Here is a 23374-nt window from a genome sequence, read left to right on the forward strand (position 1 = left end):
CTAGACCTGGCGTTTTGGGGGCCGGACGTGACCAAGATTCCACCGGATTTGCCTGGTGGGCTGGTAACGCCCGTCTCATTAACCTCTCCGGTAAACTACTGGGCGCGCACGTTGCCCACTCCGGTTTGATCGTCTTTTGGGCTGGTGCAATGACCTTATTTGAGGTCGCTCATTTTGTTCCCGAAAAGCCCTTGTACGAACAAGGCTTAATCCTACTACCCCACTTGGCAACTTTGGGATGGGGAGTTGGTGCTGGTGGTGAAGTTGTAGACACCTATCCCTACTTTGTCATCGGTGTACTACACCTGATCTCCTCCGCCGTCCTGGGTTTTGGTGGAATTTACCACGCAATCCGTGGTCCAGAAGTCTTAGAAGAGTACTCCTCTTTCTTTGGCTACGACTGGAAAGACAAGAACAAGATGACCAACATCATCGGCTTCCACCTGATCATTTTGGGAATTGGCGCCTTTTTGTTGGTGCTGAAGGCAATGTTCTTTGGTGGTGTCTATGACACTTGGGCGCCTGGTGGTGGTGATGTGCGTGTGATTACCAACCCCACATTAAACCCAGCTGTGATCTTTGGTTATCTGCTTAAATCTCCCTTCGGTGGCGACGGCTGGATTGTTGGTGTTGACAATATGGAAGACATCATCGGCGGTCACATCTGGGTTGGTTTAATCTGTATTTTCGGTGGTATTTTCCACATTCTCACCAAGCCTTTTGGTTGGGCACGCCGCGCTTTCATTTGGTCTGGTGAAGCTTATCTTTCCTACAGCTTGGGCGCTTTGTCCCTGATGGGCTTTATTGCTTCTTGCTTTGTTTGGTTCAACAACACCGCTTATCCTAGCGAGTTCTACGGCCCAACCAACGCTGAAGCTTCTCAAGCTCAATCTTTCATCTTCTTGGTTCGTGACCAAAAACTTGGTGCTAACGTTGCATCCGCTCAAGGTCCTACCGGTCTTGGTAAATACCTGATGCGCTCTCCTTCTGGTGAAATCATCTTTGGTGGTGAAACCATGCGCTTCTGGGATTTCCGTGGCCCTTGGTTAGAGCCTCTGCGTGGACCTAATGGTTTGGATCTCGACAAGATCAAGAACGACGTACAGCCTTGGCAAATTCGTCGTGCGTCTGAGTACATGACCCACGCTCCTAATGGTTCTATTAACTCCGTGGGTGGAGTTATTACCGAGCCTAACTCCTTCAATTACGTCAACCCCCGCGCTTGGTTGGCAACTTCTCACTTCGTATTAGCTTTCTTCTTCCTAGTAGGTCACTTGTGGCACGCTGGTCGCGCTCGTGCTGCTGCTGGTGGTTTCGAGAAAGGTATTGACCGTGAAACTGAACCAGTATTGTTCATGAAAGACCTCGACTAGGTTTTAAAGTTTCATCACTGACAATCAATAGCTAACAGGCTCCTGTGTCAAAGCAGGAGCTTTTTCGTTATTTACACTACTCTGAAAATAAGGCAGAGGGCAGAAGGCAGAGGGCAGAAGGAATCCTAATTTTAATAGGTGGTGTGTACTACAAGTTCATGAACGACTACAGGGCTTACGCAAAACATAACGCGCATTTGCGGTAATTCATGAATTACCGCTACGCAAGAATAAGGTTTTCGGTCACATCTCGCGTAAGTCCTACACTAATAACTATTTCTTAAAATATCTGCGCTGATAACGATCTTGATATTTTGCAATATACTCAACATTCTGCTGCTCTATTTCTGATAGTAAGTTAGCAGGAAATTCCTGTGGTGAATATGTGGGACGATACCAAGGCTGACTATCAAAATATTTTTGCAAGCCGGGAGTGTCAAAACGCCGACCGTGACGTGCAAAAATAGAATTTCGCATAATATCCAACTCAAATCCATCTTTTGCATCTAAATCTGAGTCTGTTACGAGTCTTTGAGAAAGCCAGGCATAATCTTTGACAGTGGTACTAGCAACTGATGGTGTTGATGGAGTAGAAATATCCTTGAAATACAACCTGTCTGGTGATGTATTTGTATCTTGACTGGCGAAAGCACAATAGGCTTGGGAGTTGTCCTGTCCGTAAGTTTTCAATAGGTTGATGCAACTGTTGCGATCGCTAAACTTGCCTACGTAAACTTCAAATAATTCTTGTCCTGACAAATTTGGATATTCTGGTATCCAAAACATTCCCGCTTGGGGATAACCTGCTGTTTGTAAAGCTTGGACTTGCTTAGCAGCAGTTTGTGAATTTGGGTAAGCAGAATCTGCTAAGAAATAAAAAGAACTGGGAACAGGGGTAGGATTTGACTCTTTTTGAAGTTGAGGGGTTTTATTTATAGATGAACTAGAAGGTGATAAAGAAGCTTTATTTTCTTCTGCAACTTGAGATTTGGAGGTTTGCGGAGTCTGTGAACTTACTACTGGCTGTTCCAAAGACGGTTGAGAAGACTTCGTTAAAGCCAAACCAATAATCACAGATCCACCAATTAAACCGCCTGCGATCGCACTTGCCATGAAGATACTATTGCGACTAGTACTTTTATGGTTGGGTGGTGTATCTAAACTGATAGTGGGAGGTGGTGGAGACGACGTCGGTGGTTGAGTCAGGACAGGTACTGTTGGCGGAATTGGACTTACTACACCCTGTAAGCCATCTAGCATTTCTTTGGCACTAGCAAAGCGATCGCGGGGATGATACTGTATTGCTTGATCAATTACATTCTTCAGTGTGGGGCTAACATTCACAGCGTGATTGTGCCAAATGATTTCCCCGGTGCGTGGATCTGTTTCTAGTTCTTGGGGTTGTCTACCAGTGAGCAAGTAAATAGCCGTTACGCCTAAACTATATAAATCACTAGAATAAACTGGTCTACCTGCTGCTTGTTCACTAGGCATATAACCCGGTGTACCAATCACAATCGAACTAGTGGGACTACCGTGAGAATTCAACACCGTTCCCATCGATTCCCGTACTGCACCAAAATCTATTAGTACAGGTTTGTGATCGCGATGACGCAAAATAATATTGTCCGGTTTGATATCGCGGTGAACAATCTGCCGGGAATGTACGTACTCTAAAACTGGTAACAAATGTACTAATATATCCCGGACAGCACCTTCACTAAATAAGCCCTGCTGTTTTATCTTCGACGTTAACGTGTCACCTTCAATCCACTCTTGAACTAAGTAAAATTGACTATCTAATTGAAAATAAGCATACAATGTGGGAATCTGGTCAGTAGAACCACCCAAGTCTTCCAAAATAGCTGCTTCCCGTTGAAACCGCTCCTGTACGAGTTGGTAAATCTGGGGGTTATTCTGAATGGGTTTGAGTTGTTTAATTACACAACAGCGGTGGGAGGGCATTTGAGTATCTTCCGCTAAGAAAGTCTCACCAAATCCACCGCTTCCCAAAGTCTTAAGAACTTGATAGCGGTTATTGAGCAGCATCTGTTTGACATCCTTTTGCTGTCAAATTAAGAACAACGTAAAGCGCTATTTTCCATTATGCTTCCAAGTGTGAAACTTGTCTGATGTCGAGTCTACCGAATTATTCAGTACTCATAAAAAACCCTCTCCTAATCTCCAGATAGGGTTATAGCTACTATCTATATATACCCAGATCCCCGATTTCTTAGAGAAATCGGGGATCTTATTTTCATTAACGAAGTTCTGATACTCATACACGAGCTAAAAATACTCATTAACGAAGTTCTGATACTCACGCACAAGCTAAAAATACTCATTTACAAAGTTATTAATACTCGCATATGAGACTTAAAGACTCAATCACGACATGCAAAGACTCATCAACCAGGTTTTGCTCCTCGCTCATCAGTTGCCAAGACTCATTGATGAGATCATAATACTCATCAACGAGTCTATTTTCTGCTTACGAGACAGAATTAGCTTTAACGGATTTGTTTTTAATTGCTTTGAAGCGTTCGCCTAACTGTTCAGCCAGGGTTTTTAATCCAGGAGTCTTTTTCGCAGCTGTTTTGACATAATCATAAACCGTTAAACTGCTGCTCATGGCTTCGCTACCAACTGCCAAAAGGGTATCATCGACTTGTTCTGTTAGTTGGCGCAGTCTGAGTAAAACTTCTGTGAGAGAATTGGCTAATTGATAATCCCGGACAAATTCTTCTAAATCAAAACTCGGTGGTAGAATGTCGCGGTTGGACTGAGCAGCAGTGAGACTATTGTTGACAAAAGCCAGACTTTTATCACCCATTTTGACTAACTTGCGTCTTTCTTCGTTACTCAAGGTAATCAAAAAAGGTAACTTTTGTTGAATTGTTTGTAGTGCTGCTTTGATTTCTTGGATATCCGCTTCTGAAAGGGTAGCAGTAACATTTTGATAAGCCATACTCAATTTTCTGTGGTGATGGTACTGGAGAAATGACTAGTTTGCTACGCCCAGGTGCAAAAGAGTCATCTGTTGTTATGGTTCCCACAGAAGTAGAGCGATCGCACAACTGTATTAAAAATTTTGTAGTAGTAGGATGTGTTGTCGCGTAGCGCAACGCACCATCCTAGATTCCTGGTGCGTTAGGATGAATGTCCATAACGCACCATACCACTTTGCTACCACTTTGCATTTGAGTAGAATATACCTCAGTTCATTCAGGCAATTATTAAGAGTTAAATTACTGAAAAATATAACACTTACTTGCTGAATCCAAATCTAAAGCTGGGTTTTTATTAACAGTTGAGTAAAAATTAATTACACAAAAAATCGGCTTACAGCACAACTAAAACCAGGCAACAATGGTGAACTCAATTCATCATTATCCAGCAGCGTTGCAATTAATGTTAACCTTGCATTTTCCCGCCGATAAACCTCAACTTGTTGCAATCGCCAATCTGCAATCCAATATTCCTTGACTCCCCGCGAAGCATAAAGTTTGAGTTTCGCTTCTCTATCCCGGCGTTCATTTTCCACACCAGGGGATAACACTTCTACCACTAAATCCGGTGCGCCTGTCAAATGTCCCGCTTCATCCAGCAAAACCGCTAAACGTTCATGACTCGCCCAAACCACATCCGGGATGACATTATCAGTTTCCGAAAACAGCACACCAGGAGTAATAGTTGCTTGTCCCAAACCACTTGCTCGTGACCAAACCTCAAGTTCTAAAGTGATATTTAAGCAAGTACGTTGATGTTTCCAGTGGGGCGCTCTGGTCATGAATAATTCTCCGTCTATAATCTCATAGCGCGTACCCTCGTTTTCAGGTAGGAGGTCTATGTCTGTGGTAGTCCAGCGCACGCGATCGCTTGCTGTCTGGTTCATAACGGCTCTCCTTTTCAATAGCGTTACATTTTAAGCTAACTTTTCTAAAACAATATTGATATTGAAATTTTTCGATAATAATGGCATGAAAGAGAAATTGCCCGAGATGCACAAACTTTTAATCTTCCGTGATGAAAAACTTCTACGCCAGGCGCTGACACATCGTTCCTATGTCCATGAAAACCCAACTGAAGGCGAACACAACGAACGTTTGGAATTTCTTGGTGATGCTTTACTCAATTTCCTCAGTGGCCAGTATCTCTATCGCCGTTACCCTGAAAAAGGAGAAGATGAATTAACTAGGCGGCGATCAGCGTTGGTAGATGAGAAGCAACTAGCTAAGTTTGCAATTGAGGTAGGTTTAGATTTACGAATGCGGTTAGGTAAAGGTGCGATTCTTGATGGCGGTTTTCAAAATCCGAATTTACTCAGTAGTACCTTTGAAGCGGTGGTTGGTGCTTACTATTTAGATAATAATTCTGACATCGAGGCGATTCGGGCAGTTGTGGAACCACTGTTTGATGCTGTACCAGATAATATTGTTGAAATTCGTGCCAATGTAGACTCAAAAAATCGCTTTCAAGAATGGGTGCAACGGAATATTACCCCTACTCCACCTAAGTATGTCACAGAACAGGTAGGGGGTTCTTCGCACGCGCCTGAGTTTGTTGCTAGGGTATTTGTGGGTGAAAAAGTTTATGGAGTAGGTAGGGGACGCAGCAAAAAAGATGCAGAGAAGGCTGCTGCTGAAGATGCTTTGGTGAAGGTGAAGGAAACTTCAGAAAATCTACTCTAATTTTTGAAAGTCACGCTGCACCTCATTCCACAAAGCTTTGTTGTGGGGGTCTGTTTTCAAGGCTTTTTTCAAATATATTTTGGCTTTAAGTGGTTGATTTTCTTTGATTAACACCCTTCCCCAAATTTGATAAGCGATCGCTTGCCATTGACGTACTTCTGCGTCTTCAGGTAAACGTGCTGCTAAAGCTTCCGCTAAGGCGATCGCTTGCGGAAACCTTCTTTGTTTCAAAAATATTTGCAATTGTTCGTAAGTTTGCCACTTCAATTGCTGTTCTATTTCCGACACTTGAGGCGGTTGTGGCGTCGGTTTGGTTTTCGGTGTTGTTTTCGGCTTTTCTGTAACAGTAGGTTCTGGGCGAGTTACAGTTGCTGTCTGAGTTTGGTGGGGGGCTATTTCCTGTGGATCTACCACCTGCAATAGCAACCTGTATGCCTCAGTCAAGGCAATAAACTTATCTTTGGCTTTGTTGTCATCTGGGTTGATATCGGGATGATACTGCTGCGCCAATCGTCGATAAGACGCTTTAATGTCAGCAAAGGAAGCACCCGACCTTAAACCTAACAAACGGTAGCAATCTCCAAGATCCATCGTGATCTACAAGAAGCATTAGTATCAGCTATCAGCATATAGCTTAATGCTTGAAGTACCCAATCATAAAGACCAAATTGCCATTTTTAGGGAACGGGGAGGTGGGGAGGTGGGGAGATGGGGAACTCACCGGACCCCACGACCGACACGGAGGAGCCAGTGCGGTGGACGGGTTTCCCGGCATAAAGCACCTGGCGTTGGGGATTAGGGGCAGTGGGGAGATGGGGAGGTGGGGGGAGTGTGAGGAGAATAATATAGTAACTAATTCTCCTTGTCCTCCTTGTCCTCCTTGTCCCTAGTTCCCGATCACCGAATCCCCGATCTCTAATTCGGTCGTTCCTCAATCACTTTGTCAATTAAGCCATATTCTTTTGCTTCCGCAGCAGACATGAAAAAGTCTCTTTCGGAGTCTTTTTCAATTCTCTCTAGCGGTTGACCAGTATTTTGGGCGTAAATTTGGTTCATCTGCTGGCGGATACGCAGAATTTCTCTAGCTTCAATTTCAATATCACTTGCCTGTCCACGCATACCACCGGGAAGCAAGGGTTGGTGAATCATGATCCGGGAGTGAGGTAAAGCTAGGCGTTTGCCTTTTGTACCACCCGCTAAGAGAAAAGAACCCATGGAAGCAGCTAAACCTACGCAAATAGTCACCACATCAGATTTGATGTGTTGCATAGTGTCGTAAACTGCCAATCCAGAGTCAATCGCACCACCAGGAGAATTTATATATAAATAAATATCTTTGCCTGGATCTTCGGAATCGAGATATAACATGATGGCGATAATCTCGTTGGCGAGTTTATCATCAATTTCTTCGCCGAGAAAAATGATGCGATCGCGGGCAAGACGACTGTAAATGTGAATCCATTGGGTGAATTGTTCCCCCGGCAATCTGTAGGGAACACTTGGATAGCCTATTGGCATATTTTACTCCGTTTGTCAATATTAATTTGGTTAGTTGTTGGTGGTTGGTGGTTGATTGGGAAGAACAAACAACCAATTTTGTTGTTTGTTCGTAGTTGGTGGTTGTTGGGTGCTAGTTATTGGTTTTTTCAAACAACAATCAACAATCAACTATTTAGTTGTTGGTGGTTGTTTGTTCGTAGTTGGTGGTTGTTGGGTGCTAGTTATTGGTTTTTTCAAACAACAAACAACAATCAACAAACAACAATCAACAAACAACAATCAACAAACAACAATCAACAAACAACAATCAACAAACAACAATCAACAAACAACTATTTAGAGAATTCCAGCAGTGGTTGCTGGGGTGTTGGCGACTTCGTCGGCTTTTTCAAAAACTCGGTCTATCAAACCGTATTCCACAGCTTGCTGGGGAGTCATGTAAAAGTGACGATCCATATCCTTCACGATTTTTTCTTTGGGTTGTCCCGTATTACGTGAGAGGATGTCTACCATCGCCGTTTTATTGTTGAGTACCTCTTTGGCTTGGATCTGAATATCCGTTGCTTGTCCTTGGGCAAAGCTTCTGGGCTGGTGCAAGACAATGCTGGAATGGGCCAAACTAGCACGACAACCCTTAGTACCAGCACTCAGAAGTACCGCAGCCATACCTACTGCTTTCCCGATACAGATAGTATGGATAGGGGGCTTAATGTACTTCATCGTGTCATAGATGGCGAAAGCTTCGGTTTCAAAACCAAATAGCCGCCCCATTTGACCAGAACTCCCATCAGAAGTACCCGTAGAGTTTATGTAAATTTTGATTGGTTTGTCTGGATCATCGGACTGCAAATACAGCAGTTCAGCAATGATGAGTTTTGTCACCTCTGCAAATAGGGGAGTTCCCAGGTAGACAATTCGCTCCTTTAATAATAAAGAGGGCAAATCTGGTGGCGGCGTGCGGTAGAAGTTATCGCCGTAGTAGGGGGCTTGCACAGCCTTGATGGGAGAAACGTCCATAGGAACTGTTGCTTGAAATAATGCCGTTAACTGTAATACATCCTAACGCGATGCTAGTGTTGTTGGAGGTGTGGATTTCTCGCTAGGTTAGTCATTAGTCCTTATTGTTGTTTGTTGGTAGTTGGTTGTTGTTTGGAATAACCACCAACTACCAACCACTAACAAATAACTATTTTGCTAAATATCTTTTCCGTAGAGGGGATATTGTCCCCTGAAGTTATTTATAAATATGTATATCCTGGATGGAAACCTGAGGTTATGAAGGTTAGTTTGCTGCCGACGCTAAATGATGGCAATTTGGATGCCAATCAAATGAACAGCCAACGTCAGTTGGCAATTTCGCTGTCTGCGATCGCAGAAGTTAGTGATCGTAATGTACCACTGAATTTATGCCTAATCCTTGATCATAGTGGTTCAATGAGTGGGCGACCGCTAGAAACTGTCAAGAAAGCGGCTAACCAAATTGTTGATCGCCTTAAGGAGGGCGATCGCCTGAGTGTGGTTGTTTTTGATCACCGCGCTAAAGTATTAGTACCTAATCAAATTGTTAGTGATCGGGAGGCTATTAAACAGAAAATAAATCGCCTTGCTGCTGATGGTGGTACTGCGATCGATGAAGGATTACGTTTGGGTATTGAGGAACTAGCAAAGGGCAAAAAAGAAACTGTTTCTCAAGCCTTTTTATTAACAGATGGTGAAAATGAACATGGGGACAACAAACGTTGTTTGAAATTTGCTCAGTTAGCCGCAGGCTACAATTTAACTTTGAATACTTTGGGATTTGGTGACAATTGGAACCAAGATATTCTTGAAAAAATTGCCGATGCTGGTGGTGGAACTTTATCTTATATTCAACGACCAGAACAGGCTGTAGATGAGTTTGCCCGCCTTTTTAATCGAGTGCAAGCTGTGGCATTAACTAATGCTTATTTGCTATTTTCTTTCATGCCAAAAGTGCGGCTAGCAGAACTTAAACCTGTGGCCCAAGTGTCTCCAGATACGATTGAATTACCAGTACAACAAGAAGCTGATGGGCGTTTTGCTGTGCGTCTGGGAGATTTGATGAAGGACACAGAAAGAGTGGTTTTAGCCAATATGTATTTGGGACAGTTCCCTGCTGGTAAATATGTAATTGCTCGTGTGCAAGTACGCTATGATGATCCGGCACAAAATCAGACTGGGTTACTCTCAGAAAATATGCCTGTGGAGGTGAATGTGATTCCAGCTTATCAAGGTGAAGCAAATCCAGAGGTACAACAGCATATTTTGGCATTAGCTAAGTATCGGCAAACACAGTTGGCTGAGGCAAAATTACAACAAGGCGATCGCGCTGGGGCTGCAACGATGTTGCAAACTGCTGCTAAAACGGCTTTGCAAATGGGAGATGTGGGTGCAGCGACGGTGTTACAAACTTCTGCGACGAGGTTGCAATCTGGGGAAGAGTTATCGGAAAGCGATCGCAAGAAAACTAGGATTGTCTCGAAGACGGTTTTGCAGGATTAGTTGTTTATGGGGGTGGGCTTTTTTGCCTACCCTATATGATAAAAAATGAACCGCACCAGACGCAGAGGACGCACCAGAGAAGAGGATGAAGAGTAGAGGGTTTCATCATGTGGCGATTATTTGTTCTGATTATGAATGTTCTAAGAGGTTTTATACGGAAGTTTTAGGTTTTTCTATTGTTAATGAGAGTTTTAGGAGGGAGAGGAATTCTTATAAGTTAGATTTACGGGTGGGGGAGAATGATCAAATTGAGTTATTTTCTTTTCCGAATCCTCCGCAAAGAGTTAGTCAGCCGGAGGCTTGTGGTTTAAGACATTTAGCTTTTCAAGTGGAGAATATTGAGGAAGTTGTCAGTGAGTTAAAAGCTAAGGGTGTTGAGGTTGAAGAGATTAGAATTGATGAGATTACAGGGAAGAAATTTACTTTTTTTCAAGACCCTGATGCTTTACCTTTAGAGATATATGAACTTTAGAAATATAGTAATTTTATCAATATTCATCTGTGTTAATCTGTGTCCATCTGTGTTCGTTTTTTTATCCTCTTTTGGACTAAATTACAAACCTCTACTACCGCTTTTTATTAGCCTTCCACGTCCCACCATAAACATAAAATGGGTTATTTTCACTCACAGAAAACCAACATTGAGGACAAACAAATACCCATTCACCGTCTTGTTCATGTTTGACACGATAAAGAACTGATGCGGGTTGATTGCATTGGGAACATAGTTTGATTCGATGCGATCGCGTCATTTTATTCTCTATATAGCAGGTCAGCTTTGAGACCATTGAGAAATATCTGCACTATTCCCTCATCACCATTCCACTCACCCCCTAAATATTTTGCCAAAGACTGACAAATATCTTCTTTTACTTTCTGTTCGGATATGCTTTCAGGGGATGTTTCTTCAACGATGGGAGTAGTATCGCTACTTTTTTCAACTTCGGTAATACTAGAAATAATCTCAAATTTCTCATCTATGTAACAAATAGAGTCTTTGTATTCCATCAAAGTTTGCAGATAAGCTGTTTGCAAAGCTGTTTGCCATCTGCTGCCAAATTCCTGAATAATGGATTGACCAAAGTACTGTTCCCAGTTTTTGAGAAAGCCTGAGTCTTCTCGGAGTTTTGTAAGTCTTTTATACTCTAAATCTCTAATTTGATACTTAATCCCTAGTCGAATGACATCAGCTACACTCAGACCTGTTTCTCTAGCTACTTGTTTTAATAATTCATCTTCTTCTTCTGTGAGTCTAATTCTATATTGCTTTACTCTTTTCATTTGGCTATCCAATGGATATCTTTTATGATTTCTACTATAGCTTTAAACTATCAAAGCAGTTAATCTAACGTAGGTAGCGGTTAGTGGTACATATAAGTAGTCATGCAAAATAAATTATCTATTTAGGAAAGGGAACTCTTAACAGGGAACAGAGAAGGAATACAGCGATTGCCGTTGGGTTGAAAAATAGCTAAATATTTATACGTCAGTATATGTAACCACTAACAACTGTACAGACGTGCCATGGCACGTCTCTACAACCACTAACCACTAACCACTAACCACTAACTAATGTCACTTGTCATCTTCCTAATCTCACTGGTGTCACGTACTTTAGCAATTACCGCTTCTCTCAATACTGATGAGGGATTATGGATTTATCGTGGTAGTCAGTTTATCAAACGTTTGTTTGAGGGAGATTTAACTCATACAATTCTCAAGCACCATCCAGGGGTTCCTAATATGTGGCTAACTGGTAGTGGGATGTTGGCGAATTGTTGGCTAAACAAATTTTTTCCTGGTTTTCTGGGTGTAGATTTACCACCAGATATTGGGGCTTGTCTGAATTTAGAACAATTTCCGATCAATTTATATATTATTCCCCGTTTGGTGCAGGCAGTGGTTACTTCTGCTTGTATGGTGTGTATATATTTACTCATAAAGCGGTTATTAGGGCAAGCGATCGCTTTCTGCACAATTATTCTTTTGTTATTAGAACCATTCTTTTTGGCATATCAGCGTTTTATTACTACTGATGCGTTACAGGCTGATTTTGCTATTTTGGCTGTGCTGTTATTTCTACTTTATTTGCAAAAAGATAGGGGACGCAAATTTATTTTAGCTTCGGGGGTATTTCTAGGACTAGCAACGGCGGCAAAAATCACGGCATTGTTTTTATTACCTGCGATTGCAATTATTATCGGATTGATTGAGTTAGGAGTTTGGCAAGATACTTTTCCTTCAAGAGGCTGGAAACAGCAGTTGCGAGGTTTTCGACTTTGGCTGGCGACAATTTTAGTTACATTTATCCTGATTTTTCCCGCAATGTGGGTTTCACCTGGATATGTTCTTGACAGGATACGTGATGGTGTTTTGCAAGAGTCAGATCGGGGATTTCTGTTTTTCTTAGGACAACTTACCCACTCCCCAGGAATTCTATTTTATCCCCTAGTGCTGGTATATCGTCTCTCACCAATATTACAAGTTGGTTTGGTGGCTACAAGTCTAGTATTGCTGATACCCAAGCTACGATGTCGGCAAAAAAATATGCCTGCGATCGTAGCGATCGCCTTAATCGCTATCTGGGTGATACTGATATTGTCAGCCAGTGACAACAAAATCGACCGTTATATCAATCTTTGTTTGCCAATGTTGGCGATACTTGCCGCGGTTGGTTGGTTGGAAATCATTGCTGGGGTGACACGTTGGCTAAACAAACTCTTTCCCTTAAGGGAGAAGAGTTTGCAGTGGGGTTATTTGATCATCTTTGCGTTGCAACTTGTCTTACTTTTCCCCTATCATCCCTACTACTTGACTTACTACAATCCTTTGTTTGGGGGTGCAGTAGCAGCCCAAAATATATTTATGATTGGTCAAGGAGAGGGTTTAGAACAAGCTGCCCAATGGTTAAACCAGTCTCCCAATGTAAAGGAAATCAAAGTAGCAAGTTGGTATAGTCGCTATTTTTCTAGTTACTTCTACGGTCAAGTTTTACCAGTAGATAAGCGGATTCCATCTGGTGTTCAACCTTGGACACAGGCTAATCGAGTAGTATTCTACAAGAATCAATTGCAACGTCAATTGCCAGAACCCAAGATGTTGGCTTACTTTGCCAAGCAGCAACCTTTATATACCGTACGGCTGCAAAATATAGATTACGCATGGGTTTATCCTGGACCATTAGCTTTAGCTGAAGATGTAAAGCGCATCCAATTTCCCTTATCTTTGTCTTTTGGCGAACAAGTACGCTTGTTAGGTTACGACTTAAATCAAACTAAGATATCTACCAATGATGAATTGATTGTCACATTCTATTGGGAATTTCTTGCACCATTGCCAGGAGATATTTCTATTAAAATCAGTTTGCGCGATCGCCAAAATCATATTTCCAACTTTTCCAGCACACCCCTAATAGATGGGTACGTGTTTCCAGAAAATATCACTCCAGGTACAATACTACGAGATGTCCACAAGCTGAAAATTTCTCCCAGTACATCACCACAACGCTATCAGTTAGAGGTAGAGGGATTCTCCTTCAAAAAGGGACAAGTGATTGGTGAAGTTGAAGTGGTGAAGTGATGCGGATGGGGTGATGGGGTGATAGGGTGATGGGGAGGTGTGTAACGCGCTTTGCGCGGCTTCCCGTTCGCCGTCAGGCGTTCCCGTAGGGTAGGGTGGAGTATGAGGAGTAGTGAACAACTACTAACCACTGTAGGCCGCGTGCATTTGTACCAAGATATTTAGTTTTCAGTAAAGATACTCATACAAATGCTTCGCCCCTACTAACCACTAACTACTAACCACTACTATTGAGTGACTATTTTTTGCCAATCAGCAGATGATAAGCGATAAATTGTCGTGACAACTCTTCCATAATTAGAAAAAGATTTTACAGGTCGATATCGTTCCTCCCAAAAACTTTGGTCTTTATCTAATATTTTTTTGTTACCACTTTGAGGATTTTGTATAAATATTATGTAAATATCACCGGGAACTTTGTCATCATATGGATGTAATTCTATATTTTTATAATTTGTCGGTATATAATATCGTGTAATACTTTTCTTTTCATTAGTAATAAAGTAACCATTTCTGCCCGTATTTTCTAAAAATGAGCCTACTTTTTCCCAATGTCTATAATAGGGAAATCCAAATAAACTTTGTCTACTTTGTCTTTTTAGTTCTAAAAATAAGACCCTTTTATTTTCCCAAGGATATTCTTTCTTGTTATCTATAAATAATACATGAGATAGTAAAAAGGACGGCACATATAACAAAGTTAAGCAAAAACTCTGAATATATTGATATTTTGCAGGAAATTTATTAAAGATGAAACTTTGAAAAACTTCCAAACCAAAAGCCGTTAAAACAGAGAAAGGCAAAATATAGGTATAGATGTGTGTACCAGGATTACTAACTAAAGTCTCCAGAGCTAAAAGAGGAAACAAGAACCACAATACTACTGAAAAATTTTCTTTAATTTTAAATAGACCTAATAAACCTAAAACAGCATATACATATATAATAAACAACGGATTATAAGTCATAAATGTTCGAGTAGAACTTACCGACTGCTTACTTATTCTTTCCAACCAGTAAGCCTTAGTAGATTCTGATAAGGAGAAAAAGAAGGGTAGATAAAATATAGATATTGATACTAAAAAAATAGTCCCTGCTAAAAGTAAATACAGGAGTTGCTTATTTTTATGGGAAGGCTCACAGTCAAGATACCATCTGTAAATTAAGTAAATTACAAATGGTGTAATAAATATACCATCGTAGTGTGCAAGAATAGAAATTCCCCAGCAAAACATACCTAAATACAAACCATAAATTCTCCATCTTGTAAACTTTGTGGACAAACTGATTAGATATAAAGTCAACACAGAAAATAAGATTACAAATGATTGATACTGAACAATTCTTGTCAAAGCTACAAATAATCCATTAATTGCAATAAATAAAGATGAATAAAGAGCTATTTTCTTATTAAATTCTAGTTTGATAAACTTGTAAAAAAAATAAATAGCCAATATACCCGCTATGGCAAAAGGTAGCCTAAGTAGAAACTCATTATCATACTCAGGATTAAAAATACTCATAATATATGTAATAAAAAATTGAATTGGTCCCTTTCTTTGATTGAGTAAAAAACCAATCATATTTTGCCCTACTTTCGGTCTATATAGTGCTTTAATTTCATCACCTTGATAATTCGAGTAGCCTAAATTAATCAACCTCAACCATAAACTCACAAATATTAAACACACCACAGGAAGAATGTTGCTTATTTTTTTCATTTTGGTAAGTCCAAAATTTAAAAATTTAACTTGCATTATTATGGCGGACAAGATAACCCTTTTACAAGCCGTTGATATACTTTTGGGATTACAAAAAAACCCCAGCTTTCAAACCGGGGTAGTATAAATAATCCAACTAAAATCCTATCAAACTCTCTACAAAGCAACTCCTCTACGTACCTCTGCGCTTACTCCGCGCTCCTCCGCGTTTAAAAAAACTACAAATTAAAAAACTTAACTTCCCTATTCTTCTTCCTTCTCATCTACATTTCTTGCATAACTATCAGGACGTTTACCTGCATTACGCACATTCACAATTTTACTCAGTAAATCAAACCAAAATGGCGCACCCATGGCAATAGCAATCCCACTAAGTAACCAGCCAGGAATCAAAGCTAATATTTTGAGATAAGGGAAAGTAGTTTTTGATTGTCGCGTCCATTTAATTTGCTGTTCTAAATTCGCATCACTCCAACCAATTGGTAAAGAAATATTTGTTAAAACTTCGTCTGCTTCTTGCCTAAGTTGATCTAAATCAACTGTACTATTCCGTAGTACTATTTCTCCAGCACTATTGGTAATAGTATCCCGGAGAGCAGAATCTTTCGATAATCTGCTTATCATATGAATTGCATCTGCATTTGCAGTGATAGCGATCGCTAAACCTATTAAAATCGCTGCTCCTTTCGCATTGCGTTTATATACTCCAGAAGCTCTTTCCATGGAACTATCAAATGTATTTTCAATTTCTAAGCGCAGTGCATTCATTCCTTCTTCTGTAGTTTTAACTCTTGCTTGAGCGCGCTTTGCTAAAACGGCAAGATTTTGAACTACAGACGGTGGTAAATTTTCAATGGCTGTAGTTTCAATTGTCTGGAATGCCTTCTTAACTCCCTGGTGCGTTTCGCTGTCTTGATCCTGGATTGCGGCTTTGATTTCTTTATATATATCGCTACTTTGGTCAATTGTTTGGACAACTTCATTAATATTTGGTTGTAATCCTCCGAGTAATATTGCTTGTTCGATATCATCAAAAATATCTTTTTTCCAAAACTTTAGTCTTCGTAAAGCTTTACCACATAATTCATTCTCAGGCATCTCTGCTTGAAAAGATTCTATATATCTATCAAAACTTTCCGCCATACGATTCAGGCTTGTTTGCAAGCTAGCTTTTTTTTGGTGAAAGTTCCAACAAGTTTTTTCAAATTCTGAACGGAGTTCCGCAAATTCCTTGTAAATATTACTGAAAAAACTGGCGAGGCTTTCGTCACCACTTGTTTGTTCTTGTAATTTGATAATAATTTCTTCGATTTCAGCTAATCTTTCTTCTTTAAATTTTTTCAGCCTTGATTCTGTTAATTTTTGCACTAACGCTGGTATTTGTAGAGTCTCCACAAGAGTTGTCGCAAAAACATCAGCAGGTATATAAGAAGGCCCGGTATGTTTTTTACCTCCAAAAATACTTGTGCTTTTATCTGTCCCTGGTCTAGGTTTTTTCACCATCCGATAAAGTGAACCAATTGCCCAAGTAATCTTACGAGGTATGGTGACAAATAATCCTTTTGCTTCTTGATTAATATTTTTAACTAAGGGGTTATCATAAATTCTATTTGCGAGTTGGATGACGTGAGCTTCTTCTGCACTATCAACATCACCAGCTAATAAAATTTCTATTGATTTTTTTAAGTGTTCAGCACGCCATTGAAACACAGTAGCAATTAATTCTTGTATTTCTGAAGCTAATAAACTCAACATTAAGTAAATAAAAATTAAACCAATTACTACATCTAAAATAAAAGGTAGATTCATTTATTTTCTCCACGATAACCAAATCAAGATTTATAGTTAGTATTTTTCGTGTCAATTCTTCCATAAATGCTCTTGAAATCAATTTAAGAGTAACGTCAGAAAAGTTGTCAAAAAATATTATGATTAATTAGCAAAAATTGAGTTAATTTAAAAACAAGGAGGAACTTCAGACTCTATTTGTTGCAAAATGGCAACACATGAAGATGCACGAACGTCTTTTTTTCATCGAACCAGCAAGCCAAATTATTATCCTAGAATATGCAAGAAGGAAGCTTTACTTGGGGTCGTCTGGAAAAGGAATATCGATCGCTAAACAAATGGATTGATTGGACATGGATAATAGTGCTGCTGGTAGCAGCTGTATTACTTTTTACCATAAATCTAGGCGGATTACCGCTACGAGACTGGGATGAAGGAACTGTGGCACAGGTTGCCAAAGAGATTTTGTACGCCCCTGCTGGTTCAATGGCTTGGCTTTACCCAACCTTAGGAGGTGAACCATACCACAACAAACCACCGTTAATGCATTTGTTGATTGCTGGGGCTTACTCCTTGGGTGGTGTGAACGAGTGGACAGCCCGCTTACCAGGATCAATTTTAACAGCAATATCAGTACCATTGCTGTATTGTGTAGGTAGAGAAATATTTCGTCAACGTTCTTGCGCTGTTTACAGCGCTCTAGTTTACTTAACAATGCTGCCAGTGGTGCGTCACGGGCGCTTAGCCATGTTGGATGGGGCAGTGGTATGTTTTTTTATATTGATGATGTTGTGCGTGTTGCGATCGCGGCGCAATTTACGTTATTGCCTTGGTGTCGGCATCGCTTTCGGCTTAATCTGCCTTACCAAGGGTATGTTAGGCCTACTGTTAGCTGCTGTCGCAGTCGCATTTCTGTTTTGGGATACACCACGACTGCTGACTAGTGGTTATATGTGGGTAGGAATGCTCATAGGTAGTATACCCGTGGCTTTTTGGTATGTAGCTCAATGGTGGGAGTATGGTCGCACCTTTACCAATGTTGGTATGTTCAGCCAATCTCTCAATCGCATTTGGTCATCTGTTGAAGGCCATTCCGGCCCACCCTGGTATTATCTATTGGAAATTCTTAAATATACTTGGCCGTGGTTAATTTTTTTACCATCCAGTTTGCATTTAGCCACAGAAAACCGTAACCTCAGTTGGGCAAAACTTGTGTTGGTATGGATGGGAGTTTATTTAGTTACTATTTCTCTGATGGAAACAAAACTTCCCTGGTATGTATTTCCTATTTATCCTAGCCTTGCCTTGGTAATCGGAGCGAAACTAGGGGAAATTGAAGATTTACCTGTGCTATCATCTTACCCACGATTTTGGGTAGTAACTTTAACCTTGCTGGCTTTGGTAGCAACTGCTGGTAGTATTTATTTCAGTTTCGTACCAACAGCAAAATCCGAATTACAGTTACAGCTAATTTTTGCAGCCGTAGCAATGACAATGGCCCTAGCAGCGATTTTGGCAGAAAGAGGCGATCGCCAATTTCTCAAAGTTTTGTTTTGGGGGTCTTATGTTTCGCTATTCTTATTTATGAAATCTAATTACTGGGTTTGGGAATTGGCAGAACGTTATCCAGTTCAACCAGTGGCCAACATGATCCGCGAAGCAACACCATCCGGCGCAAAAATTTATACATCTAACCCTGAACACCGTCCCTCATTGAATTTTTATAGCGATCGTAATATTGTTCCTGCTTCTTTTAAACAACTGCAAGATTATTGGCAAAATCAAAAACAACCTTATTTATTACTTGACAAATCGGCTTTTTATGCTCTTCAACTTGATTCACTCAAGGTTATAGGCCAAGCAGAAGGGTGGAAACTGGTGACAAAAGATATTAAATAGTTAGTTGTTGGTTGTTCGTTGTTGGTTGTTGGTGAGTCAAGCCCACTACCAAAGGCGGTTCCTGTCACGTAGACGCGTTCATAGGCTTCAAGGTAGAGTAGGGTTGTTCCAAACAACAATTAACAACCAACTACCAACAATCATCAAGTATATTTTTTGATATACTAATACTGAAAACTGTGGAAGAGGATATCCATCCCAGGAGCATTACTCACTGGGATTTTCTTCCCTCCTCTATTTCTATCTTTGGTGACGAGATGTCGCTGTTACGATTTTGCTGATACATAGAAATTATACCAAAAACAATAGCGCTTCCTACAACCACAGCTAGCAAAGGACTTTTGACAACGAAGAAATCTCGGATGATCCTGGCTAGAGGTCGGCTTTGACGGCGTAATGTCGAAGAAATCATCATCTGTCTTAAGGTGAACGGATCACGGACATAGTGGCCGCTTTTACAAACAACTAGCCTTTGGTGACAATACGGGCAGCTAAACAATCCAACATAACTTTTTACTGGTATGGGCGTAGAATTCTGGCAAATGGGGCAAGTTAAATAATGATTATCAAAAGTGTGTGTATTCATCTACCTCGTCCGCTTAGTCCACTTACTGGCTTCATAACAATAGCTATATTGAATTCCTGCTGAAAATGCGTGTAGATTTCCCCGACCATAATTCTCTCTCATTTAAGCATTATCGCCACATAAATGTCGCACACTAGAAAATTTTTAACCAAAGCTTTGTAAATTTCGCAAAGATATATAGATACTTTGCCCAAATTGACTTTTTCCAGTAGTAGGGTAAAGGTGAAGGGGGAACGGTAAAAGTCATTATTTGTACCTTTAACCAAATAGGGATAGTTAGTATTATTTGATCTTTCGGATCTAGCCTTTTGGCAAAGACTCCCGATCCAAAATCCAAAATTGGTATAACCTTTTTCCTTTACCCTATCTCCTGACTTGTCTGGTTGCTAAATGATCACTCACAATGAAAAGTAAGACATAAAAATTTAAATTTTTTATTAGATTTACTCCTCACTCAATGACTCTCCTGCCTCCGACAGAACTCAGGAAGGTGACTGAAAAACCTACCTTTGGTTTCCCTTCCTTCCGTTTAACCTATTTAGTTAATCGTTTTCAACCATCTCCAGAAACAGTTGTGTTACTTCTAGCCTTGCTTATTGGCAGTGGTAGTGGTATGGGTGTGGTGACATTTCATTATTTAATCCAGCTGATCCATCATTTGATGCTGGAAAATTTAATGAGTGTGATCGGTGTTTGGGGTGCTTGGACTTTAGCTTGCGTTCCTATTTTAGGTGGACTAATTGTTGGTTTAATGCGCTGGCGAACCCAAGACTTTGGCCCCGGACTTTCATCATTGATTGCTGCTTCTCAAAAGGGAGAAATCAAACGACAGCTGCGGCCAGTCACCAAAATGTTAGCAGCAGCTGTCTCCTTGGGAAGTGGTGCTTCTTTGGGGCCAGAAGGGCCTAGTGTAGAAATTGGCGCCAATTTTGGGATGCTGCTGTCTGTGGTTTTACAAGTATCACAAGAACGTCAGCGTCTATTATTAGGTGCTGGTGCAGCTGCTGGTTTAGCAGCTGGATTTAATGCTCCGATCGCAGGTGTTTTTTTTGCATTAGAAGTAGTATTGGGAGCAACATCATTTGCGACTTCTGCGGTAAGTGTAGTGCTACTAGCAGCAGTAGTCGCAGCGTTAATTGCTCATATTGGTTTGGGAGGACAACCCGCTTTTGCCTTACCTGTTTACCAAGTCCGTAGTCCATTAGAGTTACCACTCTATCTTGGCTTGGGTTTATGGGCAAGTTTGGTGTCTTTAATTTATACGCAATTAATTCGCCTCGCAAAAGCTTGCTTTGCAGGTAAAGTTCCTGGTTTTTCTAGTTTAGGAAAAATACCATTACCTATTCATCCTATTATTGGTGGACTTATTATTGGTATTTGCGCTTTATATTTACCGCAAATTTTAGGTATTGGTTATGAAACAGTAGAAGCAATGCTACAAGATGTAGAGTTTTCATTGCAGCTGTTAATTTTGCTGTTGGTAGTAAAATTGGTTATAACAGCAATTAGTGTTGGCAGTGGTTTTGTTGGTGGTGTATTTGCACCCGCAATGTTTTTGGGTGCTTCTTTAGGTTCTGCCTATGCAAAAATTTTGGCAAATGTAGCGCCTGCAATGAGTGGTTTTATGGCAGCACCCCCTGCTTATGCAACGGTAGGAATGGCTGCCGTACTTGCTGCTAGTGTGAGAGCGCCATTAACGGCAATTTTATTATTATTTGAATTAACGCGGGATTACCGCATTGTGTTACCGTTAATGGCAGCTGTCGGTTTAAGTGTTTGGCTAGTGGAGCGGATAAGGCCCAATTCAAACTCCAACTCCAATCTTCAACAAATAGGTCTTTCGGAATTGAAAGACGAACAAGCAGAAATTTTACAGCAAATTCTTGTCCAAGAAGCTATGCATCCTTGTCCGAAAAAACTGCCAGCAACCATGACAGTGATCGAGGCAGCTTTAGAAATGACACGCGATCGCACCCGCAGTGCTTTAGTAGTAAATGAATTAGGGCAATTAGTTGGTATCCTCTCTTTAGAAGATATCAACCGTACCCTTTCTGCTTGGCAAACTTACCCAGATTCATCAACTGCAAATCAAGGCGATCTATCCAATCAAACCCTAATTGATATTTGTACCACTGATATTCTCTATGCTCATCAAGATGAACCCTTATCTGAAGCCTTGGATCGCATGTCTCTTCGCGGCTTGCATCAGTTACCAGTAGTAGCGTCAGATAACCCCGAACAAATTTTAGGATTACTAGAACGGGAACAAATTGCTTTAACTTGTAATGTGGCAGTCACCCGTAAAGCTCTCTGCCACTATCTACCATTGGTAACAACAACAGATGTGGTCGCTAGTCATTAGTTATTAGTCAATGGTCAATAGTCAATGGTCAATACTATTGACTATGACTATTGACTATGGACTCTGGACACTTGACCATTAACTATATTATGCTGTTGCTTCTAGAACTTCGGCCTCTTCTCTTTCATCTGAGTCTATCTGTCTCAGACGAATGTGCTTTTTACCCAAAGTAATGATAAACTCATCTCCGGGTTTGAGATTCATCTGTTTGGTGTAAGCAGAACCAATTAACAAATTGCCGTTAGACTGCACACTAATTCTGTAGCTAGCACTGCGTCCTCCACGGCCATTTGCGCTAGGTGCGCTATCTAACTGAATGCCTTCGGCATCAATTAGAGCATTCAAGAATTTCATCATGTTGACGCGCTCTATACCATTTTTTGTCACAGTATAGTAGCCACACTGTTTAGCTTTTTCTTCTTTGCTCAGATTTTCTAGTTCTTTGACTTTCTTGAGCAACTCTTCGCCGGTTAGGGGTTCAATTTTTTTCTGTTTAGCCATCAACTTAGAGCGAAAATGAACGAACGATTGAGTGAGTTGAATCGATTTTATTTTAGCTGACCTTGAGGAAGTGATAACACAATCCTTTTATTTTTATATCAGCTACCGCAAAGTATATTACACAAATCAGCAAATTTTTGCAGGTCTATTAATATTTACTATGCAATCTAATTTAAAGAATATGGCTGAAGCTGATAAATATCTCTAGTTTATGAAAGACTGCTACACTGTAATCTATATTTGTTTAAGTTTCCTAAAGCATAGCTAAAAAAGTAGTCTACTTACACTTGTTTGATAATTGGCACACAGAACGATAAGTAAAACTGATCCTTAGTTATTGGTTGTTGGTGGTTGATTGAAACACCAAACAACAAACAACAAATAAAAACTTTACGAGAATGAAACTAACTACCAAAGGACATTACAGTGTCAAAGCTTTGCTAGATTTGAGTTTACAAGCGAATTATGGGCCTGTTTCCACTAAAGCGATCGCCTCTCGTCAAGATATCCCTGCTCCTTACCTAGAAAAACTGCTAATAGAAATGCGTCGTGCTGGGTTAGTAAAATCTATTCGTGGTAGCATCGGCGGATACCAACTAGCAAGGAAACCAGCACAAATATCTTTAGGCGAAATATTAGAAGCAGTTGGTGAAACAATAGAACCTTTACCTCATCATCAAGCTTCCCCAGGACAAACAGAAGATTGGGTAACATTTACTCTTTGGCAAAGGCTGCACCAAAAATTGAAAGAAGCATTGTACAGTATTACTTTGGCAGACCTTTATTACGATGCTCGCAGTTGGCAAGCCTCCCTTGGAGAAGAAGCCAGTTTTATTATTTAGTCATTAGTTATT

General features: G+C 40.5%; 21 protein-coding genes. 10 read left to right on the forward strand and 11 right to left on the reverse strand.

Features of this window, described 5'->3' with window-relative positions:
• The first annotated feature begins 14 nt into the window (after nucleotides 1-14).
• Nucleotides 15-1373: a photosystem II reaction center protein CP43 gene (gene psbC / locus UYI_RS0130410; RefSeq protein ID WP_026086272.1), complete on the forward strand. Its 1359-nt coding sequence runs from the start codon at nucleotides 15-17 to the stop codon at nucleotides 1371-1373.
• Between the two features lie 273 nt (nucleotides 1374-1646).
• Here the strand turns inward: psbC and UYI_RS0130415 are convergent, their stop codons facing one another.
• The 3 genes from UYI_RS0130415 to UYI_RS0130425 form a co-directional block, all read right to left on the reverse strand.
• Complete coding sequence (locus UYI_RS0130415; RefSeq protein ID WP_016870462.1) at nucleotides 1647-3422, reverse strand: protein kinase domain-containing protein; 1776 nt, start codon at nucleotides 3420-3422, stop codon at nucleotides 1647-1649.
• Between the two features lie 442 nt (nucleotides 3423-3864).
• Nucleotides 3865-4341 (reverse strand): hypothetical protein, encoded by a 477-nt coding sequence (locus tag UYI_RS0130420; RefSeq protein WP_016870463.1) that lies wholly within the window; start codon nucleotides 4339-4341, stop codon nucleotides 3865-3867.
• Nucleotides 4342-4698: 357 nt separating this feature from the next.
• Nucleotides 4699-5268 (reverse strand): Uma2 family endonuclease, encoded by a 570-nt coding sequence (locus UYI_RS0130425; RefSeq protein WP_016870464.1) that lies wholly within the window; start codon nucleotides 5266-5268, stop codon nucleotides 4699-4701.
• Between the two features lie 106 nt (nucleotides 5269-5374).
• Between UYI_RS0130425 and rnc the strand changes: the two genes are divergently transcribed.
• Complete coding sequence (gene rnc / locus UYI_RS0130430) at nucleotides 5375-6064, forward strand: ribonuclease III (RefSeq protein ID WP_016870465.1); 690 nt, start codon at nucleotides 5375-5377, stop codon at nucleotides 6062-6064.
• On the opposite strand, the gene UYI_RS0130435 is transcribed toward rnc, so the two are convergent.
• Nucleotides 6056-6655, reverse strand: coding sequence for a J domain-containing protein (locus UYI_RS0130435; RefSeq protein ID WP_016870466.1), 600 nt, complete (start codon nucleotides 6653-6655; stop codon nucleotides 6056-6058). The genes rnc and UYI_RS0130435 overlap by 9 nt on opposite strands.
• Nucleotides 6656-6701: 46 nt before the next feature.
• On the opposite strand from UYI_RS0130435, the gene UYI_RS37855 reads away from it, so the two are divergent.
• Nucleotides 6702-6863, forward strand: a complete 162-nt coding sequence (locus UYI_RS37855) for a hypothetical protein (RefSeq protein WP_162140434.1) — start codon at nucleotides 6702-6704, stop codon at nucleotides 6861-6863.
• Nucleotides 6864-6979: 116 nt separating this feature from the next.
• On the opposite strand, the gene UYI_RS0130440 is transcribed toward UYI_RS37855, so the two are convergent.
• Nucleotides 6980-7582: an ATP-dependent Clp protease proteolytic subunit gene (locus UYI_RS0130440; RefSeq protein WP_016870467.1), complete on the reverse strand. Its 603-nt coding sequence runs from the start codon at nucleotides 7580-7582 to the stop codon at nucleotides 6980-6982.
• An 85-nt stretch (nucleotides 7583-7667) separates the two neighbouring features.
• Between UYI_RS0130440 and UYI_RS36095 the strand changes: the two genes are divergently transcribed.
• Nucleotides 7668-7904 (forward strand): hypothetical protein, encoded by a 237-nt coding sequence (locus UYI_RS36095; RefSeq protein ID WP_016870468.1) that lies wholly within the window; start codon nucleotides 7668-7670, stop codon nucleotides 7902-7904.
• Here the strand turns inward: UYI_RS36095 and UYI_RS0130450 are convergent.
• Complete coding sequence (locus UYI_RS0130450; protein WP_016870469.1) at nucleotides 7901-8581, reverse strand: ATP-dependent Clp protease proteolytic subunit; 681 nt, start codon at nucleotides 8579-8581, stop codon at nucleotides 7901-7903. The two genes, UYI_RS36095 and UYI_RS0130450, sit on opposite strands and share 4 nt — an antisense overlap.
• A 258-nt stretch (nucleotides 8582-8839) precedes the next feature.
• Between UYI_RS0130450 and UYI_RS0130455 the strand changes: the two genes are divergently transcribed.
• Both UYI_RS0130455 and gloA2 read left to right on the forward strand, forming a co-directional pair.
• Nucleotides 8840-10084: a vWA domain-containing protein gene (locus tag UYI_RS0130455; RefSeq protein ID WP_016870470.1), complete on the forward strand. Its 1245-nt coding sequence runs from the start codon at nucleotides 8840-8842 to the stop codon at nucleotides 10082-10084.
• A gap of 85 nt (nucleotides 10085-10169) precedes the next feature.
• On the forward strand, nucleotides 10170-10556 hold the full coding sequence (gene gloA2, locus UYI_RS0130460) for an SMU1112c/YaeR family gloxylase I-like metalloprotein (protein WP_016870471.1): 387 nt from the start codon (nucleotides 10170-10172) through the stop codon (nucleotides 10554-10556).
• A 281-nt stretch (nucleotides 10557-10837) separates the two neighbouring features.
• Here the strand turns inward: gloA2 and UYI_RS38475 are convergent, their stop codons facing one another.
• A complete protein-coding gene (locus UYI_RS38475; RefSeq protein ID WP_016870472.1) occupies nucleotides 10838-11365 on the reverse strand; it encodes a ribbon-helix-helix domain-containing protein in 528 nt (175 codons plus the stop codon).
• A gap of 291 nt (nucleotides 11366-11656) precedes the next feature.
• Between UYI_RS38475 and UYI_RS0130470 the strand changes: the two genes are divergently transcribed.
• Nucleotides 11657-13663, forward strand: a complete 2007-nt coding sequence (locus UYI_RS0130470; RefSeq protein WP_026086273.1) for a glycosyltransferase family 39 protein — start codon at nucleotides 11657-11659, stop codon at nucleotides 13661-13663.
• A 227-nt stretch (nucleotides 13664-13890) separates the two neighbouring features.
• Here the strand turns inward: UYI_RS0130470 and UYI_RS0130475 are convergent, their stop codons facing one another.
• The gene (locus UYI_RS0130475; protein WP_026086274.1) at nucleotides 13891-15384 is read right to left on the reverse strand and encodes an ArnT family glycosyltransferase; all 1494 of its coding nucleotides are present in this window, start codon (nucleotides 15382-15384) and stop codon (nucleotides 13891-13893) included.
• A gap of 243 nt (nucleotides 15385-15627) precedes the next feature.
• A complete protein-coding gene (locus UYI_RS0130480) occupies nucleotides 15628-17193 on the reverse strand; it encodes a hypothetical protein (protein WP_016870475.1) in 1566 nt (521 codons plus the stop codon).
• Nucleotides 17194-17451: 258 nt separating this feature from the next.
• Here UYI_RS0130480 and UYI_RS0130485 point away from each other — a divergent pair, with 258 nt between their 5' ends.
• Nucleotides 17452-19071: an ArnT family glycosyltransferase gene (locus UYI_RS0130485; RefSeq protein WP_016870476.1), complete on the forward strand. Its 1620-nt coding sequence runs from the start codon at nucleotides 17452-17454 to the stop codon at nucleotides 19069-19071.
• A gap of 211 nt (nucleotides 19072-19282) precedes the next feature.
• On the opposite strand, the gene UYI_RS35450 is transcribed toward UYI_RS0130485, so the two are convergent.
• Entirely contained in the window at nucleotides 19283-19657 is a 375-nt protein-coding gene (locus UYI_RS35450) for a hypothetical protein (protein ID WP_071588899.1), read from the reverse strand.
• A gap of 457 nt (nucleotides 19658-20114) precedes the next feature.
• On the opposite strand from UYI_RS35450, the gene UYI_RS0130495 reads away from it, so the two are divergent.
• Entirely contained in the window at nucleotides 20115-22019 is a 1905-nt protein-coding gene (locus UYI_RS0130495; protein ID WP_026086275.1) for a chloride channel protein, read from the forward strand.
• Nucleotides 22020-22106: 87 nt separating this feature from the next.
• Here the strand turns inward: UYI_RS0130495 and UYI_RS0130500 are convergent, their stop codons facing one another.
• Nucleotides 22107-22520, reverse strand: coding sequence for an AbrB family transcriptional regulator (locus tag UYI_RS0130500; RefSeq protein WP_016870479.1), 414 nt, complete (start codon nucleotides 22518-22520; stop codon nucleotides 22107-22109).
• Nucleotides 22521-22918: 398 nt separating this feature from the next.
• Here UYI_RS0130500 and UYI_RS0130505 point away from each other — a divergent pair, with 398 nt between their 5' ends.
• Entirely contained in the window at nucleotides 22919-23362 is a 444-nt protein-coding gene (locus tag UYI_RS0130505; protein WP_016870480.1) for an Rrf2 family transcriptional regulator, read from the forward strand.
• The last annotated feature ends 12 nt before the right edge of the window (nucleotides 23363-23374 follow it).

The sequence above is a fragment of the Fischerella muscicola PCC 7414 genome, assembly GCF_000317205.1.
Lineage (GTDB): Bacteria > Cyanobacteriota > Cyanobacteriia > Cyanobacteriales > Nostocaceae > Fischerella > Fischerella muscicola.

Excerpts from the sequence above, each read along its gene's own strand:
- UYI_RS0130420 (WP_016870463.1), bottom strand. The coding sequence starts at position 4,341 with ATGGCTTATCAAAATGTTACTGCTACCCTTTCAGAAGCGGATATCCAA.
- UYI_RS0130455 (WP_016870470.1), top strand. The coding sequence starts at position 8,840 with ATGAAGGTTAGTTTGCTGCCGACGCTAAATGATGGCAATTTGGATGCC.
- UYI_RS0130470 (WP_026086273.1), top strand. The coding sequence starts at position 11,657 with ATGTCACTTGTCATCTTCCTAATCTCACTGGTGTCACGTACTTTAGCA.
- UYI_RS35450 (WP_071588899.1), bottom strand. The coding sequence starts at position 19,657 with ATGAATACACACACTTTTGATAATCATTATTTAACTTGCCCCATTTGC.
- UYI_RS37855 (WP_162140434.1), top strand. The coding sequence starts at position 6,702 with ATGCTTGAAGTACCCAATCATAAAGACCAAATTGCCATTTTTAGGGAA.
- UYI_RS0130435 (WP_016870466.1), bottom strand. The coding sequence starts at position 6,655 with ATGGATCTTGGAGATTGCTACCGTTTGTTAGGTTTAAGGTCGGGTGCT.
- rnc (WP_016870465.1), top strand. The coding sequence starts at position 5,375 with ATGCACAAACTTTTAATCTTCCGTGATGAAAAACTTCTACGCCAGGCG.
- UYI_RS0130440 (WP_016870467.1), bottom strand. The coding sequence starts at position 7,582 with ATGCCAATAGGCTATCCAAGTGTTCCCTACAGATTGCCGGGGGAACAA.
- UYI_RS0130415 (WP_016870462.1), bottom strand. The coding sequence starts at position 3,422 with ATGCTGCTCAATAACCGCTATCAAGTTCTTAAGACTTTGGGAAGCGGT.
- UYI_RS0130475 (WP_026086274.1), bottom strand. The coding sequence starts at position 15,384 with ATGAAAAAAATAAGCAACATTCTTCCTGTGGTGTGTTTAATATTTGTG.
- UYI_RS38475 (WP_016870472.1), bottom strand. The coding sequence starts at position 11,365 with ATGAAAAGAGTAAAGCAATATAGAATTAGACTCACAGAAGAAGAAGAT.
- UYI_RS0130500 (WP_016870479.1), bottom strand. The coding sequence starts at position 22,520 with ATGGCTAAACAGAAAAAAATTGAACCCCTAACCGGCGAAGAGTTGCTC.
- UYI_RS0130425 (WP_016870464.1), bottom strand. The coding sequence starts at position 5,268 with ATGAACCAGACAGCAAGCGATCGCGTGCGCTGGACTACCACAGACATA.
- UYI_RS0130485 (WP_016870476.1), top strand. The coding sequence starts at position 17,452 with ATGCAAGAAGGAAGCTTTACTTGGGGTCGTCTGGAAAAGGAATATCGA.
- UYI_RS0130495 (WP_026086275.1), top strand. The coding sequence starts at position 20,115 with ATGACTCTCCTGCCTCCGACAGAACTCAGGAAGGTGACTGAAAAACCT.
- UYI_RS0130450 (WP_016870469.1), bottom strand. The coding sequence starts at position 8,581 with ATGGACGTTTCTCCCATCAAGGCTGTGCAAGCCCCCTACTACGGCGAT.
- UYI_RS0130480 (WP_016870475.1), bottom strand. The coding sequence starts at position 17,193 with ATGAATCTACCTTTTATTTTAGATGTAGTAATTGGTTTAATTTTTATT.
- UYI_RS0130505 (WP_016870480.1), top strand. The coding sequence starts at position 22,919 with ATGAAACTAACTACCAAAGGACATTACAGTGTCAAAGCTTTGCTAGAT.
- gloA2 (WP_016870471.1), top strand. The coding sequence starts at position 10,170 with ATGAAGAGTAGAGGGTTTCATCATGTGGCGATTATTTGTTCTGATTAT.